General features: G+C 65.2%; 17 protein-coding genes and 1 pseudogene. 6 read left to right on the forward strand and 12 right to left on the reverse strand.

Going from position 1 to position 19,234, the window contains the following annotated elements; genetic code table 11:
* The first annotated feature begins 12 nt into the window (after positions 1–12).
* From Q4C89_RS00405 to Q4C89_RS00430, 6 genes are all read left to right on the forward strand, one after another.
* Complete coding sequence (locus tag Q4C89_RS00405; protein ID WP_303100629.1) at positions 13–756, forward strand: nucleotidyltransferase family protein; 744 nt, start codon at positions 13–15, stop codon at positions 754–756.
* Positions 753–1,619, forward strand: a complete 867-nt coding sequence (locus tag Q4C89_RS00410) for an NAD(P)-dependent oxidoreductase (protein ID WP_303100630.1) — start codon at positions 753–755, stop codon at positions 1,617–1,619. The genes Q4C89_RS00405 and Q4C89_RS00410 overlap by 4 nt, the downstream gene beginning before the upstream one ends.
* A 127-nt stretch (positions 1,620–1,746) precedes the next feature.
* A complete protein-coding gene (locus Q4C89_RS00415) occupies positions 1,747–3,963 on the forward strand; it encodes a hypothetical protein (RefSeq protein WP_303100631.1) in 2,217 nt (738 codons plus the stop codon).
* Between the two features lie 157 nt (positions 3,964–4,120).
* Entirely contained in the window at positions 4,121–6,292 is a 2,172-nt protein-coding gene (locus Q4C89_RS00420) for a hypothetical protein (protein ID WP_303100632.1), read from the forward strand.
* The gene (locus Q4C89_RS00425; RefSeq protein WP_303100633.1) at positions 6,276–7,025 is read left to right on the forward strand and encodes a hypothetical protein; all 750 of its coding nucleotides are present in this window, start codon (positions 6,276–6,278) and stop codon (positions 7,023–7,025) included. Before Q4C89_RS00420 ends, Q4C89_RS00425 begins: the two co-directional genes overlap by 17 nt.
* On the forward strand, positions 7,022–7,936 hold the full coding sequence (locus tag Q4C89_RS00430; RefSeq protein ID WP_303100634.1) for an MJ1477/TM1410 family putative glycoside hydrolase: 915 nt from the start codon (positions 7,022–7,024) through the stop codon (positions 7,934–7,936). Before Q4C89_RS00425 ends, Q4C89_RS00430 begins: the two co-directional genes overlap by 4 nt.
* 171 nt (positions 7,937–8,107) lie before the next feature.
* Here Q4C89_RS00430 and Q4C89_RS00435 read toward each other — a convergent pair.
* The 12 genes and pseudogenes from Q4C89_RS00435 to Q4C89_RS00490 form a co-directional block, all read right to left on the reverse strand.
* Positions 8,108–8,392, reverse strand: a pseudogene (locus Q4C89_RS00435) (cupin); the annotation flags it as partial.
* A gap of 65 nt (positions 8,393–8,457) precedes the next feature.
* The gene (locus Q4C89_RS00440) at positions 8,458–9,132 is read right to left on the reverse strand and encodes a V-type ATP synthase subunit D (protein ID WP_303100635.1); all 675 of its coding nucleotides are present in this window, start codon (positions 9,130–9,132) and stop codon (positions 8,458–8,460) included.
* Positions 9,133–9,219: 87 nt separating this feature from the next.
* Complete coding sequence (locus tag Q4C89_RS00445; RefSeq protein WP_303100636.1) at positions 9,220–10,635, reverse strand: V-type ATP synthase subunit B; 1,416 nt, start codon at positions 10,633–10,635, stop codon at positions 9,220–9,222.
* Positions 10,632–12,380: a V-type ATP synthase subunit A gene (locus tag Q4C89_RS00450; RefSeq protein ID WP_303100637.1), complete on the reverse strand. Its 1,749-nt coding sequence runs from the start codon at positions 12,378–12,380 to the stop codon at positions 10,632–10,634. The genes Q4C89_RS00445 and Q4C89_RS00450 overlap by 4 nt, the downstream gene beginning before the upstream one ends.
* A 95-nt stretch (positions 12,381–12,475) precedes the next feature.
* Positions 12,476–12,823, reverse strand: coding sequence for a V-type ATP synthase subunit F (locus tag Q4C89_RS00455; RefSeq protein ID WP_303100638.1), 348 nt, complete (start codon positions 12,821–12,823; stop codon positions 12,476–12,478).
* Positions 12,820–13,797: a V-type ATPase subunit gene (locus tag Q4C89_RS00460; protein ID WP_303100639.1), complete on the reverse strand. Its 978-nt coding sequence runs from the start codon at positions 13,795–13,797 to the stop codon at positions 12,820–12,822. Before Q4C89_RS00460 ends, Q4C89_RS00455 begins: the two co-directional genes overlap by 4 nt.
* A gap of 18 nt (positions 13,798–13,815) precedes the next feature.
* Positions 13,816–14,373, reverse strand: a complete 558-nt coding sequence (locus Q4C89_RS00465) for a V-type ATP synthase subunit E (protein ID WP_303100640.1) — start codon at positions 14,371–14,373, stop codon at positions 13,816–13,818.
* 1 nt (position 14,374) lies between these two features.
* The gene (locus tag Q4C89_RS00470; RefSeq protein ID WP_303100641.1) at positions 14,375–14,683 is read right to left on the reverse strand and encodes a V-type ATP synthase subunit K; all 309 of its coding nucleotides are present in this window, start codon (positions 14,681–14,683) and stop codon (positions 14,375–14,377) included.
* Positions 14,684–14,700: 17 nt separating this feature from the next.
* Positions 14,701–16,782, reverse strand: coding sequence for a V-type ATP synthase subunit I (locus Q4C89_RS00475; protein ID WP_303100642.1), 2,082 nt, complete (start codon positions 16,780–16,782; stop codon positions 14,701–14,703).
* On the reverse strand, positions 16,779–17,075 hold the full coding sequence (locus tag Q4C89_RS00480; RefSeq protein ID WP_303100643.1) for a V-type ATPase subunit subunit G family protein: 297 nt from the start codon (positions 17,073–17,075) through the stop codon (positions 16,779–16,781). Before Q4C89_RS00480 ends, Q4C89_RS00475 begins: the two co-directional genes overlap by 4 nt.
* Positions 17,076–17,399: 324 nt before the next feature.
* Positions 17,400–18,692: an ammonium transporter gene (locus Q4C89_RS00485; RefSeq protein WP_303100644.1), complete on the reverse strand. Its 1,293-nt coding sequence runs from the start codon at positions 18,690–18,692 to the stop codon at positions 17,400–17,402.
* Positions 18,689–19,072 carry a P-II family nitrogen regulator gene (locus Q4C89_RS00490; protein ID WP_303100645.1) on the reverse strand — a complete coding sequence of 128 codons (384 nt, stop codon included), beginning with the start codon at positions 19,070–19,072 and terminating at the stop codon, positions 18,689–18,691. The genes Q4C89_RS00485 and Q4C89_RS00490 overlap by 4 nt, the downstream gene beginning before the upstream one ends.
* Positions 19,073–19,234 lie beyond the last annotated feature (162 nt).

Below are 19,234 nucleotides of genomic sequence, written 5' to 3' on the forward strand. Positions count from 1 at the left end.
CAGGAGAAACCTATGCACGCTGTCATCCTTGCTGGCGGCAAAGGCACCCGCCTGCGCCCCTATACCACCCACATCCCCAAGCCCCTCGTGCCGATCGGCGACTCGCTGTCCATTCTGGAAATCGTGCTCTACCAGCTCAAGTCGTTCGGGTTCACCCGCGTGACCCTGGCTGTCGGGCACCTCAGCCACCTGATTCGCGCCTTCGTGGGCAACGGGCGGCAGTACGGCCTCGACATCGACTACACCGAAGAAGAAAGTCCGCTCGGCACCATCGGGCCAGTGCTCAACGTCTTGCCCTGGCTGCCCGAACAGTTCCTCATCATGAACGGCGACGTGCTGACCGACCTCGACTACGGCGAGTTTCTGCGCGGTCACATCCAGAGCGGCGCCCCCCTGACCGTTTCGACCTACTACCGCGAAATCCGCAGCGAGTTCGGCGTGCTGGACGTAGACGACTCGGGCGAAAACATCGTGGCCTTTCGAGAGAAGCCCGCCGTGCCGTTTCAGGTCAGCATGGGGGTCTACGGCATGACCAAGGAAACCCTGAGGCGCTATACACCGGGGCAAGTGCTGGGCTTCGACACGCTGATGCTCGACCTGCTGGCGGCGGGCGAACATCCGCGCAGTGACCTGTTCCGGGGCTACTGGCTCGACATCGGTCGCCCGGAGGACTACGACACCGCCAACGAGCAGTGGGACAAGATGCAAAAAGTCCTGCTGCCCGGCGGGGTTCCTGGTCGGAGCCAGTCCCTGTGACCCGCGTCCTGCTGCTGGGAGCGGGTGGGTTTCTCGGCGGCGTGATTGACGCCCAGTTGCGGGGCGCTGGCCTGGACATCCAGACCATCTCCGGCGACCTGACCGACCTCGGCCCCGCCGACTGGAAGCGCCACCTCAGCGGCGTGGACGCGGTGGTCAATGCCGCCGGGCGTACCGCCGGAACCCTGGGCGAACTGACCCGCGCCAACGTGCTGCTGCTCGCCGGAGTGCTGGACGCCGTGCAGGAGGGCGGCCAACGCCTGATTCACCTTTCTTCCGCCGCCGAGTACGGGCGCACCGCCCCCGGAGAAGCCAGCCGCGAAGACGGCCCCACGCAGCCGCTGTCGCCCTATGGGGCCAGCAAACTCGCCGGAACCGTGCTGCTGGACGAGCGGGTGCGCTCCGGTCAGGTGGACGCCCTGGCCCTGCGCCTGACCAACCCCATCGGGGCGGGCATGAATCCGGGGTCGCTGCCGGGCCGGGCCGCCCGTGAGTTGCGGCAGGCCGCCGCTCAGGGACTGGAGCAGGTGCGTTTCGGGCCACTGGGGGCCTACCGCGACTTTATTTCCGCCCGTGACGTGGGCCGGGCCGCCCTGCATTTCCTGCCGGGACAGGCGGGCGCACAGGCGCGGGGCGTGCTCAACCTCGGCAGCGGCGAGGCGAGGCCCGTGCGCGACATCGTGACCGAACTGGTGCGGCTTTCGGGCTACGCGGGCCAGATTGCGGAAGACGCCCCCGGCAGTCCCCGCAGTGGCGACGTGCCCTACCAGCGGGCCGATTTAACCGCCCTTAAGGCCCAGGGGTATACCCCCATCGGAACACTGGCAGACGCGCTGGCAGAGTTGTACTCTGAACAACGTTAAGTTTTTCATACATTGAACGAATGTATGGATGACTCAAGTGAATAAACCGGCTTATGTCTCTGCCGGGACAGACCCCTCACCGTCGCCCGACGCTGCTCCCGAGTCCTTGAATCCATCTGGAGAAGTGATGAACCATCTGCGTCCCCTGGCCACCCTGTGCGCCGTTACTCTTTCCCTGTCGCTCGCCGGCTGCGGTCAGCAGGCCAAAGCCCCCCAGCTCCCCGCCACCCAGTCCACCCTCTCGGCACAGAGCGACGCCGTTCCCACCGTGCAAGACCAGGTGGACATCGTGCGGGCCACGGGCGAAATCGCTCCGCTGCCTGACCTGCGCCAGACGGAACTCGCTCTGGCCCAGAGTGACGATTCTCCCGCCGCCCGCGCCCGTCTGGGCACAGGGTACGTGCCGGGCAAAGTGGGCAGCCTGTCGGCCCAGGCCCTGCCCGCCGGAGCGCAGACCGACAAGGTCGCCCTCAAGGTTCTGATTCTTTCGAGTGGTCCGGGCGACTTCGGCCTTCAGAATGCCCAGGCCATGCTGAACGAGTCGAGTGTCCCTTTCGACATCCTTGACGCCAGCACCACGCCGCTGACGATGGAATCGCTGATTGCCCCCGACGGCGTGGGCCGCTACCAGGGCATCCTCCTGACCAGCAGCGCCCTGCTGACCCAGCCTGATGCCGACGGCCTGGTTCCCAGCGCCCTGAGCAGCGAAGAGTGGGCCACCCTGTTCGAGTACGAGCGGGCCTACGGCGTGCGGCAACTGGCGCTCTACGGCTCGCCCGGCACGGTGCCCGAGGACTACGGCCTGCGTGCGGTCAGCGGCGCCGAAACCACCACCACCTCCATGAAGCCCACCACAGCAGGCCGCACCGTCCTGAGCGACCTGACCAGCGCTTCTATCCCGGTGCGCTACGCCTACACCTACCCCGCCACCGTGGTCAACGTGGCCGGAGTCACCACCACGCCGCTGCTGGTGGACTCCAACGGGCGCGTGCTGGCGGCCACCTCCAAGAGTGCCGACGGGCGCGAGCGCCTGCTGCTCACCATGGCCCAGAATCCGGCGCTGCGCCACAGCCAGCTCCTGAGCTACGGGTTGGTCGGCTGGCTGACCAAGGGCGTCTACCTCGGCGAACACCGCCGCTTTATCCAGATCGACATTGACGACTGGTTCCTTGGCGGTGACCACTACAACCCGGCCACCAACTCGCTCTACACCGAGCCTTTCCGCATCAACGGCAACGACGCCCTCTCGGTGCGCGACCAGCAGAACTGGATTCGGTGGGATTTCCCACTGGCGCGCAACTTCCGCTACGCGATGGCCTTCAACGGTGGCGGCGCACAGACCGACGTGGCGACCCTTTGCACCGCCTTGTTCACCGGCGTCGCCAAGGACTCGCTCAGCAGCGTCAGCAAGTGCCTGAACGACGACTTCGACTGGGTCAACCACACCAAGGACCACCTGCGAATGGACGTGATGGACTATGCCACCGCCAACGCGCAACTGGCCGACAACTTCGCCATCGGAACCAAGATGGGCCTGAAGATGAGCCGCAATTCGCTGGTGACGGGTGAACACTCCGGCCTGGGCAACATGGACCCCACCGACGACGGCACCTACAACGACTCGGACGTCAACCTGCCCAAGACCGACCTGGGTCTGGAGCGCAGCAACCCCAACCTGCTGACGGCGGCCACGAACAACGGCATCCGTTACCTCGCTTCCGACCACAGCGTCCGCAGCCACCGGGATCCGAGCTGCCCCACCTGCGGCGTGCCCCACCCCCTGAACAGCGGCGTGTTCCTGGTGCCCCGCTGGCCCAACGGCGTGGCCTACCACGTCACCAACCCCACCGAGGCCACCGCTTTCTTCAACAGCGTCTATGGTCCTCAGGGCCGCTTCCCTTACTTCCCCAACAACCTGACCTACACACAGTTCCTCGACTACGAGAGCGACGTGGCCCTGAACCACGTGCTGGACGGCAGCGCCTTCCCACATTACATGCACCAGCCCAACCTGCGCCAGTACGCGCTGGGCAAGAGCCTCGCCACCGACTGGATTCGTGCGCTGCTGACCAAGTACACCAAGTACTCGACCCTGCCGCTGAACACCCTGCGCTGGGACGACCTGGGGCCATACGTCGAGCGCCACACCATCGAAGAGAAGGCCAAGGCTGCCGGAACCCTCACCGGGATCTTCGACCGCGCCAGCAAGACCGTGACCCTGCAAAGCAGCGAGGCGGTGCCCTACACCCTCACTGGCGGCAACGCGGGCACGACCTACGGCGCCTTCCGTATTCAGCAGGGCGAAGTCAGCGGCACCCTGACCGCCAGCGTCAACCCCCGCTGAGAGAGGAGCTTCGGCCTCTTCTGACCCCTCCCCAGTCTGGCGGAGGGGTTAACCTGTATTTTTCCCATGTACCACCACAGCCGCCAAATGTGATCAATCCTGTTTCCTTCTTTCCGCTTGCCTATGGCCCTCCATAGGTCACCTTGGAGACCCTCACATGACCCCTCCCTCTCGTCTGTTCGCGGCCCTTTGCTGCGCCCTCCTACTCGGCGGGTGCGGCAAGACGACGCTCGCTTCCGTCGCCCCAGCCATGTCCACTCCTTCCGCACCAACCGACGTTGCCGACGCACATCCCGGTCAGGAAGCGCCTCTGGCCGCGCCACCTATCCTGACCGCACCCTCGGCCACCGAGCAGGCCGCCGCCTTCGAACATTCACGCGGGTATGTACCCCAGGGCACCCGGCTCAGCGCTCAAGCCCTTCCTGACCGGGCACAAACGGGCAAAGTGGCCCTGCGCGTGCTGGTGCTGTCGAGCGGCGTGGGCGACTTCGGTGTGGAGAGTGCCCGCAGCATGCTTCAGGAATCGGGCGTGCCGTTCGAGGTTCTGGATGTCAGCACCACGCCGCTGACGATGGACACGCTGATTGACGCCGCCGGAGTAGGCCGTTATCAGGGTGTCGTTCTGACCAGCAGCGCCCTGCTGATGCAGCCCGACGCTCAAGGCCGCCTGCCGAGTGCGCTCGACAGTGGCGAATGGGCCACCCTGTTCGAGTACGAACGGGCCTACGGTGTCCGGCAGCTGGCCCTCTTCGGCTGGCCGGGTGCCCTGCCCGAGGACTACGGTCTACGTGCCGTAGACGGAGCCGCCACCAACCTCACGACGGCGCAGGCGACCCCGGCAGGCCAGGCCACCCTGCTCGACCTGACGCGCCAAGCCATCCAACTGCAGTACGCCCCCACCTACCCGGCCCAGGTCGTCAGCGTACCGGGCGTCGCCACGACCACGCCGCTGCTGGTGGACCCCGCCGGGCGGGTACTGGCCGCCACCTCGACCACCACCGACGGGCGAGAGCGGCTGCTGCTCACCAGCATGCAGGCCCCCACGCTGCTGCACACGCAACTGCTCGGCTATGGCCTGGTCGAGTGGCTGACCCGTGGAGTGCATCTCGGTGAGCACCGCCGCTTCCTCCAGGTAGACATCGACGACTGGCTCCTGCCGGGTCTGCACTACAACGCCGCAACGGGTGGGTTCTACAACGACCTGTTTTACCTGAGCACTCAGGACGCCCTCTCGGTGCGTGGTCAGCAGCAGGCCATTCAGACGGACTTTCCGGTGGCCCGCAACTTCCGCTACGCGCTGGCCTTCAACGGCACGGAGGCCCAGCCCACTGCTCCACTGAGTTGCCAGCGCGACCCTCTGGCGGCCAATCCAGCGGCCCTGAGCGGCGTTTCGCGTTGCCTGGCGAACGACTTCGACTGGATCAACCACACCCGCGACCACCTGCGGATGGACGTGATGGACGAGGCCACTGCCCTGACGCAACTGGGCGACAACCTCAGCATCGGCACCCAGTTGGGCCTGAACCTCAGCCGCACTGCCCTGGTCACGGGCGAGCAGTCGGGACTGGGCTACATGGACCCCTACGACGACGGCACGCGCAACGCGACCACGACGCTCAACCCCAAGCAGGATCTGGGCCTGGGCCGCAGCAACCCCTTTCTGCTGAGCGCCATGAACAGGGCGGGCACCCGCTACCTCGCTTCCAACCACAGCGTCTCCAGCCAGTGGAACCACGACTGTCCCACTTGCGGCCTGGTCCATCCGCTGAACAGCAACGTGTTTCTGGTCCCACGCTGGCCCAACGGCATAGCCTATTTCGTCACCACGCCCGATGAGATGGCGGGTTACTACAACAGCGTGTATGGCCCCCAGGGCACGGCACCGCACTGGAAAAGCAACCTCAGCTACGCCGAGATTCTGAACCAGGAAAGTGGATTCGCACTCAACCATCTGCTCGACGGCGGCGCGTTTCCGCACTACATGCACGCCCCCAACCTCCGCGAGTATGCGCCCGGCAAAAGTGTGGCGTCCGACTGGATTCGGGCACTCGTGGGCCGTTACAGCAGCTTTTCGACCCTGCCCCTGACCACCCTGCGCTGGGACGACCTGGGCCGCTATCTCGAACGCCGCACCCAGACCCTCGCCGCCCAGGACGCGGGGCAAATCGCCGGGGTCTACGACCGGATCAGCAGCACGGTGACACTGTCGAGCACCGCTCCCCTGCCCTATCTGCTCACGGGCGGCGCGGCAGGCGAACCCTACGGCGCACTGCGCTTGCAAAGCGGCGACGTGAGCGGCACCCTGACTTTGAATGTCGTCCCCCACTGACCCCTCCCCTGGCGCGGTGTACTACGGCTGGCCCACGCCCGAGGCGCTCGCCACGCTGGGACAGTTCAAGCGGGTGTTCGTGCAGGCGGCGCTGTACTCACCCGACCAGCTCGCCCACCTGCGCGGCGGCGGCACGCGGGTGCTGGCCTATCTGAGTGTCGGTGAGGACCATCCTCTGGGTGACTGGGCCTGCGTGCCCGGCAGTGCCGACTACCACTGCGGCCTGAACCCCGACTGGGGCAGTGTGGTGGTAGACGCGGCGCATCCCCTGTGGCAGCGCACCTTGCTGGAACGGGCCGCCGCAGCCCTGGCCCACAGCGACGGCCTGCTGCTCGATACCCTGGACAGCGCCGCGCCGCAGCCCACCCTGGCCCTGGTGCGGCAACTGCGGGCCGCCTTCCCGGAAGCGGGCCTGTGGGCCAACCGGGGCTTTTCGCTGTGGCCCGCGCTGCCCCCTCTGCTGAGCGCCGCGCCCGGTGGTGGCGTGCTGTTCGAGGCGTTCAGCACCCACCACGCGCCCTACGCCCTGCACGACGCGGCGGGGCTGGAGTACACCGCCCTTTGGCTGGAGCGGCTGCGCCGCAGCGGGCTGGACATACAACTTCTCGACTATGCCGATACCCCGGCACTGGCCCAGGCTGCGCGGGAAAGGGCCGCCACTTTCGGCCTGCCCACGTTCGTGAGCGACCGCGCCCTGTCGCTGGCCGGGGGCTGGCCCCAGGAGGTCTTATGAAACGTTTCTTGTCCGTTTCTCTCGCCGCTGCTCTGGCGGCCTGCTCGGTGGCCCCAGCGGGGCAAACCACAGACCCTGCGCCGAGCACTCCCCCGCCGCCGCCTACCGCTGCTCGTCCGTCCCTCTCCGACGTCCAGCACTGGGCCGTACAGCTCACCGGCTACGGCAAAACCCGCCTGAGTGCGGTCACGGCCTCCCCCTTTGAACTGGTCGTGGTGGACCCCTTCGACGACGACGGTCAGCCCTGGTCAAAGGCCGAGGTGCGGGCCGCTGCTCAGGGGCGCTGGCTGGTCGCCTACCTCAGCATGGGAGCCGCCGAGAGCTACCGCTCCTACTGGCAAAAGGGATGGAAAGTCGGTTCACCATCCTGGCTGCTGCGTGAAGACCCCGACTGGCCCGGCAACTTCGACGTGGCCTACTGGCATCCCGAGTGGCAGCGTATCGCCCTGGCCCAGCTTGACCGCGTGATGGATCAGGGCTTTGACGGCGTGTACATGGACCTGATCGACGCCTATGAGCGTCACCCCGGACGCCCCACCGCCCGCGCCGAGATGGTGGAGTGGGTGTGCAAAATCGCCGCGCACGCCCGGGCGAAAAATCCCCAGTTTGTCATCATTCCCCAGAACGCCGCCGAACTGATTCGCGACCCCGGCTACGCGGCCTGCGTGGACGCCAGCGGCAACGAGGAAACTTTCGTCTATGCCACCAATCGGCCCACCGAGGGGGGGAGGCAACGCGCCCTGCTGTCCGACTACCGCCTGTGGCATGGGGCCGGCAAGCCTGTCTTCACCATCGAATATGCCAACAAGCCCGGCCTGATGCAGAGTGCCGCCGCCCAAGCCCGCGCCGCCGGACTGGTGCCGTATCTGGCCGAGCGCGACCTGAGCCGCCTGATTCTGAAGCAGCCCTAGACCGGCTCCTGCGCCCAATCCGGCACCTCGGCGATGCGCCCCCTGGGCCCAGGCGAGGTCAGTATCCTGCGGCGTGCAGATGTCCCACTCGCGCCCGCCCGCGTAAGCTCCCAGCACCTCGAAGTCGGGGCTGTGGCTGGGCGAACAGTGGCCCACTCCGGCGGGCAAGAGCAGCACGTCCCCCTCCCCCACCGTCAGTTCGGGGCTGCCCGCGCCACCCAGAATCACCTGTGCCGAGCCGCTCAGCACCACCAGCACCTCATGGGCGTGGCTGTGGTAGTGATGATAGTCGTAGATGACGCCACGCCAAGTGCCTGTCCAATCACGTTCCCGCAAGTGGGCACGAATCTGCGCGGCGCTGTGGCCTGCAAGCACAGCGGGATAAAGGCAGGCAGCCAGACGCGGATTGTTGGGAATTCCGGCATTTTCGAAAAGCAAAAGTTGTTGTGGAGTCATGGCCGCAGCATAGAAAAAACCGCCCCCCGAAGGAGACGGTCTAAGCCGTGGGTGGCTGAGGAAAATCAGTCGGCGGCGCTGCCGTGGCTGGTGGCTGCCGCAGCTTCGCGGGCCGCTTTGGCCTTGGCTTCGATCTTGGCCTTGATTTTCTTCTGGGTAAATCCGGCTTCACGTTCGCGCTGGTCAAGCACCGAGCGAATAAAGCGGATGTCGTCGTGAATGCCGGGGATGACCACCTGTTCCAGCGCGTTCACGCGGCGGGAGGTTTTCTTGATTTCCTCACCGATGCGGCGCAGCTTGGTTTCGGTGGCGGCGACCTTCACGATGGCTTCCAGGACCCCGCCGAAGTCGTTGGACGCCTGAATGGTGCGGGCGCCGACGTTGATGGGGCTGAAGTGGCTCTGGGCGGTGCGCTCGGGGATGTTGATCTTGGGCACCTTCACGCCGTAGATGCTCTCGATCTGCATGTCTACGGCGTAGTCGCCCGTGCCAGCCAGCGCCAGGCTTTCGACGGCCTCGGGGCTGTCCCAGGCTTTGGCTCCGAAGAGGCTGGTATACGCGCCCTTGCTCACGCCCGAAAGCTGCTCGCGGGCCGCGAGGGCGTCCTTGACCAGCGCGAAGAATTCGCCGATGAGGGCGTCACGCTTGCGCTTGAGAAGGTCGGCACCGCCTGAAGCGGTCTTGAGGCTGGCCTTGCTCGCCAGCAGCGCGGAGCGGGTGGGGCTGATTTGTCCTGCCATGTTGATTCACCTCCTTCGTCGGTGATGTTGATAGTTGATGGTTGATGGAGGAAAGACTTTGACCATCAACTATCAACCATTAACCATTTACTGCATTGAGCGGCTGCCCCGCCACATTTCGTCCATCTTGGTGCCGTAGTACTTGTCGATGGCGTCCTTGCTGATACGGGTCAGCTGGTTCTGCGGCAGCTTGCTCATGATGCCCCAGCCCACGGTCAGGCTGTCGTCGATGCTGCGGTCCTGGTCGCCCTGGCCGATGAAGTAGTTCTCGAAGTCGTCGGCGAACTTGAGGTACAGCTTGTCGGTTTCGGTCAGCGCGTCTTCACCGGTGATCGCCACCAGCTTACGCAGGTCGAGGCCGTTGGCGTAGGCGGCGAACAGCTGGTCGGCCACGTTCTTGTGGTCGGCGCGGGTCTTGCCCTTGCCGATACCGTTGCCTTGCAGACGCGAGAGCGAGGGCAGGGGGTTGATCGGGGGGAACACGCCCTTGGAGTTCAGGGTGCGGTCCACCACGATCTGACCTTCGGTGATGTAGCCGGTCAGGTCGGGTACGGGGTGGGTGATGTCGTCGTCGGGCATGGACAGAATCGGAATCTGCGTCACGCTGCCGGGCTTGCCTTCCACCACGCCTGCACGCTCGTACAGGTTCGCCAGGTCGGTGTACATGTAGCCGGGGAAGCCACGGCGACCAGGAATTTCTTCACGCGCACCGCCGATTTCGCGGAGGGCTTCACAGTAGTTGGTCAAGTCGGTCAGGATCACCAGCACGTGGTAGCCGTGCTCGAAAGCCAGGTACTCGGCAGTGGTCAACGCCATGCGGGGGGTCAGCAGACGCTCCACGGCGGGGTCGTCGGCCTTGTTCAGGAACAGCACGGAGCGGGCGAGGGCGCCCGTGCGCTCGAATTCCTGGGTAAAGAAGCTGACTTCACGCTGGGTCAGACCCATCGCCGCGAACACCACGGCGAAGTCGCCTTCGTGACCGGGCACCTTGGCCTGACGGGCGATCTGGGCGGCCAGTTCGTTGTGGGGCAGACCGCTGCCGGAGAAGATGGGCAGCTTCTGACCACGAATGAGTGAGGTCTGCACGTCGATGGTGCTGATGCCCGTCTGAATGAACTCTTCGGGCTTGGCACGGGCCGCCGGGTTCATGGGCTGACCGTCCACGTTCATGCGGCGCTCGGCGACCACGGCGGGCAGCCCGTCGATGGGACGGCCCAGACCGTCGAAGCGGCGACCGATCATTTCCTTGCTCACGCCGAGGCGGGCCACGTCTTCTTGCAGGCTCACGCTGGCGGTGGCGAGGTCGAGGCCACGGGTTTCCTCGAACACCTGAATGACGGCATTCTGGTCGGACACCGAAATCACGCGTCCGCCGCGCACCTTGCCGTTGCCGTCCTTGATGTTGACAATCGCGCCGTTGGGCAGGTCGCTGGCTGCGTTCACGAACAGCAGCGGCCCGGAGATGTACGCGACATCGTTGTATTCCTTCTGAAGAAGGGTCACGCTTTCACCGCCTTGAAGGTCTTATCGAGTTCGTCCATCACACCTTCGCCATACGCCATGAATTCGGATTCAGGGGTGTAGCGGGCGCGGGCGAGCTTCTCGATGACCGGGTTCTGAATGATTTCGTCGATGGTCAGGCCGTTCTTGAGGCCCGCCTCGGCTTCGTCGTAGAACTTGAGGAACATCTTCATCAGGCCGTAGTTCTTGGGCATCGAGGCCGAAGCGTCCACGGGGTCGAAGCCGTTCTGCTGCAGGAAGTCCTGGCGCAGCATGCGGCCCGTTTCGATGATGAGGCGCTCGTTGTCCTGCAACGCGTCGGGGCCGACGAGTTGCACCACTTCCTGCAAGCTGGCTTCTTGCTGGAGCAGCGTGCCGATGCGCTGGCGCAGTTCGGGGAAGTCGGCACCGACGTTTTCGCGGTACCACTTGTCCAGAATGGGCGTGAACAGCGAGTAGGAGCCGTTCCAGTTGATCGCCGGGAAGTGACGGCGGCGGGCCAGACCCGCGTCCAGACGCCAGAAGGCACCCGTGATACGCAGCGTGGCCTGGGTGACGGGTTCGGACATGTCGCCACCTGCGGGCGAAACGGCACCGATGACCGATACCGCGCCGTCGTCGCCTGCCAGGGTCTTGACCGCACCGGCACGCTCGTAGAACGCCGCGAGCTTGGCACCCAGGTAGGGCGGGTAGCCTTCTTCGGCAGGCATTTCTTCCAGACGGCTGGAGATTTCACGCAGCGCCTCGGCCCAGCGGGAGGTCGAGTCGGCCATCAGTGACACGCTGTAGCCCTGGTCGCGGAAGTATTCCGCCAGGGTAATCCCCGTGTACACCGAGGCTTCACGCGCCGCCACGGGCATGTTGGAGGTGTTGGCGATCAGGATGGTGCGGTGCATGAGGGGACCGCCGGTCTTGGGGTCTTCCAGTTCGGGGAATTCCACCAGCACGTCGGTCATCTCGTTGCCGCGCTCGCCACAGCCCACGTACACCACGATGTCGGCGTTGCCGTACTTGGCGACCGACTGCTGGGTCACGGTCTTGCCCGAGCCGAAGGGGCCAGGGATAGCGGCAGCGCCACCCATCACCAGGGGGAACAGCACGTCCAGAATGCGCATCCCGGTAAGGAACGGCAGGCTGGGGTCGAGCTTCTTGGCAACGGGGCGGGGCGCACGCACGGGCCAGTAGTGGGCCAGGCGCAGCTTGGTGCCGTCTTCCAGTTCGGCGATGGTTTCGTCGATGTTGTACTGACCAGCGGGCGCAATCCACTTGATTTTGCCGCCCTTGTCGGGGGGAGTCAGAATCTTGTGGGTGAAGCTGAATTCCGGAACCGTGCCCAGAATGCCGCTGCCGCTGACGGTGTCGCCCACGTTGACGCTGGGGGTAAAGTCCCACTTCTGCTCGCGGTTGAGCGAGGACACTTCAATCCCACGGGCGATAAAGTCGCCGGAGGCTTCGCGGATTTTGTCGAGGGGGCGCTGAATGCCGTCGTAAATGCCGTTGAGCATCCCTGGGCCAAGCTCCACCGAGAGGGGCAGGCCCGTGGTGACCACAGGCTCACCGACGGTCAGACCAGCGGTATCTTCGTACACCTGCACGAACGCGGTGTCGCCGTCCAGACGGATGATTTCACCGACCAGGCGCTCTTTGCCCACACGCACGATGTCGTACATCTTGGCACCGTACATGCCCTTGGCAATCACCGCAGGCCCGGCAATGCTTTGCACTTGGCCTTGCTTTTCTTGCGTCATTTAAGTCTCCTTGGGAGAGGGTGGAGGGTAGAGAGCAGAGAGAAAATCCAAGCGCTTTTACCTCTCCACTCTCCGCCCTTAACCCTCTACAACTTTTACAGTTTGATATCGAACCCGATCGTGTCCCGCACCAGCTTGCCCATGTACGCTTTGGCGTCGGTACTTTCGCCCGCAAAAGCGTCCTTGAGGCTGGGAATGGGAAGCAAGATGGGCAGGTCGCGGCCCCGCATGATGCGGGCGGTGGCGGTGGCCGGGTCAGCGATCAGGCCCGTGTCGACGGCAATCAGGCCGTAGCCGCCGTCCACGATGGCTTGCTCGAGGGTTTGCACCGCCGTATCGGGGTTGGCCTCGATGACCGTGGCCCCGGCGAGACGGTAGCCCGTCGCCGTTTCTGCGTCGGCCAGCACCGCGACCCGTTGCATGGTGGCTTCAGCCTTGGTCATGCGCCGACCTCCTTGCGAATCTGGTCAGCGGGCAACTCGTAGTACTTGCCGCGCCCAATCAGGCGGAGTTTGGCAATTTCCATTTCCTTGCGCCGCAGGAAGTCGAGGATGATGCCCACGCCCTCGACATCCGCCACCGCACTGTTGCGGGCGGCCTTGTCGAGTGCGGAACGGGCCGCGACTTCGGCTTCTTCGATGCTGGGCGCTTCGAGAATGGCCGTGAGGTCGGGGTTGCCCCCGGCGTCGCCCGTCGCCAGTCGCCCGTAGGCCGCCGCGTCGAGGCTGCCGCCCGCCACGAACAGGTTCGGGTCGAGGGCACCGCCACGCGAGCTGCGGGCAATCAGGGCGTTGGTGATGTCGATTTCACGGCTGAGGTAGCGGCGCAGGCTGCTGTCCCGCGTGGCCTGAATGGCGTAACGGTAGTAGCCCTGGTCGAGCATCACTTCGAGGTCGAGCAGGCGACCCGTCGAGGTGTAGGCGTTCACGGCATTGCGGAACGCTTTGGCGAGCGGATGACCGCCCACGCTCAGCGCCGTGGCAGCACCAGCGAGGTCTGACGCCTGAGACGCGGTTTGCAGCACGCTGGGCTTGAGGGTGCCGCCCGGAATCAGGTTTTGCCCGATGGTTTCGGCTCCGCGCCCGCTGACGATGCCGCGTGCCAGCGTCTTGAGGTTGGTGAGGTCCCACTTCATCAGCAGGGTTTCAATTTCCCGCTTGGCGTCGCCGTCCGCGAACCCCAGAACGCGCTGGGTCGTCGCAAAGAGGTTCTGCGACAGAGCGCGGTCGAGTTCGGGCAGGCCCGCACCCTCACCGGTGGCCTCGCGCATGTTGGGCGCCAGGTCCGTCTCGGTCAGGACGCGCAGGAACTCCTGGTAGCTGCCCGACGCGAGCGCCGCGTCCAGGGCACGCCCGTCCAGCAGCTTGGTCCGCATGACGCGAACGCGCGTATTGATATAGGAGTAGTCGTCGGGCATAGAGTCCTTTCCCTGCCCTTATTCCGTGAGCAGACGGTTGATCTGCGGGGCCAGGTCGGCCTTGACACGCTCAAGACGCCCGCTGAGGGTGTTGTTGATGCCGCTCTTGCCGCCACGGGCCACCACGCGCACGCCGCCTTTGATGGCGGGGTTTTCGCGCACTTCCACGCCAGTCACCATGTGACGGGCAATGTGGGCCTCGGCGGGGTTGAGTTCGATGGCTTCGGCGTCGGGCACGGCTTCCAGGCCTTCCTGAATCAGGCGAGACAGGATGTTGCCGTATTCAGGAGCACTCGTGATGCCCGCCAGATACTCATCGACCATCTGGTAGACCTGATTCACTCCGGCTTCGCTGGCCGCGAGGCGCGAGGCGTTCAGTTCGAGGTCGGCGGCCGAGCGGGCGCGCACGAGCCCCGCCTGATGCTGGGTCTCCAGCGCACGCTGGCGGCTGTCGAGCAGCGACTGGGCGCGTTCGCGGGCATCGGCCACGATCTTCTCGGCGCGTCCCCGAGCTTCGGCGCGAATGCGCTCTATCTCGGAGTGCGCTTCGTTTTCGAGGAGCTTGTCGAGGGCCATATCAGATCAGGAACAGGGCCAGGAAGCCGAAGATGACCAGGGTTTCGGGGAGCAGGAAGACCAGCAGGAGCTGACCGAGCTTGCTGGAGTCTTCGGCGGCAGCGCCGACCAGGCTGGAGCCGATGCGGGCCTGGGCGATACCGGTGCCCAGAGCGCCGAGGCCGAGGGCCAGACCCTTGCCGATGCCCGCCAGGCCGACGTTGTTGTTGGGGTCGTTGGCGGGAAGGTTCTCGACGGCTTCCTGAGCGAAACCGGTGCTGGCGAGAACGAGGACGAGGGCGGCGAGAGCAATCTTGGTGGTTTTGTTCATGGCTGTTTTCTCCTGAGTTATTTGACCTGCCCGGCCTGAGGCGCAGGGCTGAGGCGGCGAAGGGGGTTGTAACGGGGGCTGGTCTCGTTGTTGAAGCCGGTGGGGTTCAGGAACTCGACCATATGCAGACGGATGGGTTGCAGCACGTGACCGATGAGGGTCAGCGCCAGCACGAAGAAGTGCAGCAGCGCACCGACGATGATGCCGATGATGATGCCGATGAATCCGATGCTCTGAGACAGGGTCCAGCCCAGGTCGGTGCAGAGCTTGGCGAGAATCGCGGACACCAGACCGACAGCGAAGATACGGGCGTAGCTGACGACTGCGCCGCCCTGCGACATCAGTTCGATGGGCAGCATAGGGAACTGCTTGGCGACGCGCAGGTAGCCCACGACGAAGACGATGAAGCCCAGAATCATGAGCAGCACGCGGGGGTCAGCCAAGTTGGTCAGCGCACCGAAGTCCTGAGCGCCACGGCTGATGAACGCCAGCAGAATCAGGGCACCGACGCCGCCGAACATGGCGAGGCCTTCCCAGACGTGAACCTGGTCTTTGTGCTTGAGGCCCTGCTGTACGCGGATGCCCCAGCCCCACAGCACTTGCAGAATGCCGAAGCACAGGGCGAACACCAATGCGATGTTGCCGAAGTTCTCGGTATCCAGACGGGGGAAGACAATGGGAATCAGGCCCGTGCCGTGGTGTGCGGCGTCACCGTGTGCGCCATGTGCGCCCCAGTGAACACCCGTCCAGCCCCACAGACGGTTGAGCAGGTCGTTGTTCATGTAGAACACGCCCATGTGCTCCAGCAGCGTGCCGAAGAACTCACCCGTCAGGAAGCCCCACAGGATGGTCCAGCCCGCCATGACGTTGGTCACGAAGCCCAGATCCTTGAGGGTCTGCGGGCCGAGGTAAGCACCGAGAACCGGCACGTTCCAGCCCTCGCCACGCTTGCCCTTGCCCAGCAGCCACATGCCCAGCGCCAGGAACAGCAGGCCGTAACCGATGTCGGCCATGATGATGCCGAAGAAGAACGGGAAGAACCACGCCACCACCCAGGTCGGGTCGAAGCTGCCGTACTTGGGCAGGCTCATCAGACCCATGACCGTGTTCTGGAAAGGGGTCACGTAGCTGCTGTTCTTCAGCTCGACGGGCACGCCGTGGTCGTGGTGCTCGTCGACCGGGTGAACCTCGTAGCTCACCGCGTCGCCAAAACGCGACAGGGCGCTTTGCAGGCCAGCCACGCGGTCGGCGGGCACGTAGCCCTGCATGGCGAGGCTGTACTTGCCGCGTGCCGACACCGCACGAACGTCATGCACCGCCACGCGGTCTTTCAGCGCGTCACGCACGGCAAACAGCGCCGGGCCGTGTTCCTGCGCCAGACGGTCACGCTCGGTGTTGATGTGGCGCTGACGGGCGTCACCGTTCTGGCGCACCTGCTCCAGTTCGGCAGCCACACTGGTCAGCGGCATGGTGTCGTAACGGCCCGGCAGACGCAGTTCGCCCAATCGGGCTTTGCTCAGGACAGCGCGGGCCGCGTCACGGTCACCGCGCAGGGTCGCCACGACCCCGACCTGGTTCTGACCGACGGTTTCGCTGGCCAGCGTGTAGCGCTCGCCCAGGCTTTCGCGCAGGGCGGCGTCCAGCTCGGTCAGGCTTTCGGTGGGGCCGACCAGGAACGGCACCAGCGCCACGCGGCGGCTGCGGTCAAGCGTGCCGACCATACGCGCCAGCGCACGCACGGCGTCGCCATAGGTGCGCTCTACGTCCAGGTCAGACTGCAGTTCCTGGCGCTGCCGGGCCAGTTCGGCCACAGGTTGCGCCACGCCTTCGACCACTGCTTCCCATTCACCCTGAGCAGGCAGGGGCGCGGGAGCCGGACGGTACGCGCCCAGTTCGGCAATGGTGCTCTCGGCGCGGGCCAGCAGCCGCTCGTCCTCGCGGCGGTCGGCAGCATCTTGCCCCGCCAGGTTCCCCGTATGCAGGGGGCCGTCGGCAATGGGCTTGAGGTGAAGCACGCCAGCATCTTGCAGCGCCGTGATGACCGCTTCGCTGTCCCGCTTGCGAACGGCAATCACGACCTGCTGCATGGGGTTAATCACGGCAGCACCGCCCTCAGAATCTGTTCGGCGGCCTGCTGCACGCGGCCTGCTGCGCGTGACTGGGTTTCTTCCGAACGGGCCTGTGCCTGGGCACGGGCTTCGTCGCGGATGCGCTGGGTTTCCCCGTCCAGAGCGCGGTCATGTTCGGCCTGCATCTGCTGAGCGCGGGCCTCGGCCTCCGAAACGATGCGCCGGGCTTCTTGCTCGGCGGCCTCGACTTCGCGCCGGGCTTCCTCGCGGGCGGCTTCGATCTGTTGATCGAGAGCCGCTTCACGGCTCGCCAGTTCACTCAAGACTCGACTTGAAACGTCCAACTCCCTCCTCCTTTCCCTTCATAACCTACCCGCACTCCAGACGAAAGCCTCATCCGGGGATGAGGTACGCGGGCAGGGTGCGGCGAAGACTGGTGGCCCGACCTTGTAATGATTGCGTCAGACTCCCGTCTATCGTAACACAGCCTTAATTCAGCACCTGTGGGGCAGGAGTCCCGATTTCGCAGACATGCTCTGCGGCTCTTGTAACCCGCTGAGAGGCACGGCGACTGTGCCCCAGCAGACAGCGAAAAGGGAACGGGGAAAGCACCTCGCTCTCCCCGCCCCTCCTGACTCTCCTGGTGGTCAGTCGCCGCCCAGGAATACCGGCGCGCCCAGACCCAGTTCGCTTTCGCTGTAGCCCTGCTCGCGGTGGGCGCTGAGGTCGATGCCTGCCAGTTCCTGCCGCTCCGAGACGCGCAGAGGCATGACCAGCGAGACGAGCTTGAGCAGCACGAACGTTCCCACTCCAGCGTAGACCAGGGCCGCCACCACGCTGACCAACTGCGTGACAAACTGCTCGCCCACTTCCTTGCCGCTGCCCGTCGTCCAGGCCAGCAGACCCGTCAGCAGGGCGCCCACGATGCCCGCCACGCCGTGACAGGCGAACACGTCCAGCGAATCGTCGGTGTTGAGGCGGTGCTTGAACTGAACCGTCCAGTAGCTCGCCGTCGCACCGAGAATGCCGATCAGCATCGCGGCCCAGGGCGACACATAGGCGCACGCCGGGGTAATCGCCACCAGACCGACGACCAGACCCGTCGCGGCTCCCACGGCAGTCGGGTGACCGTCGCGTCCACTTTCCCAGAGCAGCCACGTCAGCATGGCCGCCGCCGGGGCAATCAGGGTGGTCAGGAATGCCAGGGTCGCCGTTTCGCCCGCTGCCAGGGCCGAACCCGCGTTAAAGCCCATCCAGCCGAAGTGCAGCAGGCCCGCGCCCAGCAGCACCAGGGGAACATTGTGGGGCACGTGGGCGTGACGGGGGAAGCCCAGACGCGGCCCCAGCACCCGCGCCGCCACCAGCGCCGAAACCCCCGCCGAGATGTGGATGACGGTGCCGCCTGCAAAGTCCAGCGCCTGATCTTTGAACAGCCAGCCGTTGGCACTCCAGACCCAGTGGGCCAGCGGCGAGTAGATCAGCAGGCTCCAGAGGCCGCCGAACAGCACGAAGGCCCCGAAGCGCATCCGCTCGACCACCGCGCCCGAAATGAGCGCCACGGCGATGATGGCGAACATGGCCTGAAATGCCGCGAAAATGTAGGTCGGCACGGTTCCGGTGAGCTGGCCCTGCAAACCGTTCAGTCCCAAGAACGAAAAGTCACCGAACCAGGCATTGCCCGGCCCGAAGGCGAACGAATACCCGGCCAACATCCACAGCACCCCGATCAGGCCCACGCAGACCAGACTCATCATCATGGTGTTCAGGACGCTGCGGGCACGGGTCAGACCGCCGTAGAAGAATGCGAGGCCGGGCGTCATCAGCAAAACCAGCGCCGCCGAAACCAGCATCCAGGCGGTGTCGCCGCTGTCGGCCTTGGCCGGGGCTGCCGCTGCCTGAGACAGCAGCGAGAGCATAAGGAAAGGAAGGAAGCGGCTCATGCGTTTCCCCCGGTGGGCACGAGCTGGGTTTCGTTGACCGGGGTCAGGGCCGCGCTGTCTTCCTCGCCGGTGCGAATCCGGATGACCCGTTCGAGCGGCTGCACGAAGATTTTGCCGTCGCCCACCTCGCCCGTCCGGGCACCCCGGCAAATGGCGTCTATGGCGGGCTGCACGAACGGTTCGCTGACCGCCATGCGGAATTCCACCTTGTCACGGAATTCGACCATGACCCGGCTGCCCCGGTAGTGCTCGACCAGTACCTGCTCACCGCCATGCCCGCTCACGCGGCTCAGGGTCAGCCCGCTGATGCCCGCCTCGAATAGCGCCTCCTTGACCTGCTGCACCCGCTCCAGTCTCACCACTGCGGTAATCAGTTTCATGCCATCCTCCCCGAATCTCTCCAAATTCTAGGTGAAGGATAGATGAATCCATGCAATTTGTCATCAGATAGTTGGACAACTTGCACACATGGCCGGATTTCGCGTCAGTTTTTCCACCTGCTTGCAAAACGTTCGGATTTTTTCAGGCAAAATGCCGCGCCC

The organism is Deinococcus sp. (assembly GCF_030523985.1).
GTDB lineage: Bacteria > Deinococcota > Deinococci > Deinococcales > Deinococcaceae > Deinococcus.